This window comes from Photorhabdus viridis (assembly GCF_040256935.1).
GTDB lineage: Bacteria > Pseudomonadota > Gammaproteobacteria > Enterobacterales > Enterobacteriaceae > Photorhabdus > Photorhabdus viridis.
Map to the genome: position 1 here is coordinate 1 of NZ_JBEJZY010000355.1, position 304 is coordinate 304.

Here is a 304-nt window from a genome sequence, read left to right on the forward strand (position 1 = left end):
AAACTCATTACATGCCATTTATGCCGCAGTATTAGAAGTAAATGGCGTGGCAGACGCATACGTTATTTCAAATGATACATCGGTAGTAAAAACGGTCGGGGTATCAAAATACAGAATGGTGCCAAACTCTATTTATAGTGCTGTGTATGGGGGAAAGACTGAGGATGTCGCTAGAGTAATCTGGAAGAAAAAGCCTCCAGGTATTCCTACGAACGGAAATACAACTCACACAATTGTGGATGATGAAAACTATGTTCAGCCTTATCCCGAATATGAAATTAACTATGTGATACCCGCGCCCATT

Annotated in this window: 1 pseudogene; it reads left to right on the forward strand. The window is 40.8% G+C overall.

The features are described 5' to 3' along the window. Positions 1-304 (forward strand): annotated as a pseudogene (locus ABR397_RS23715) (baseplate J/gp47 family protein); the annotation flags it as partial.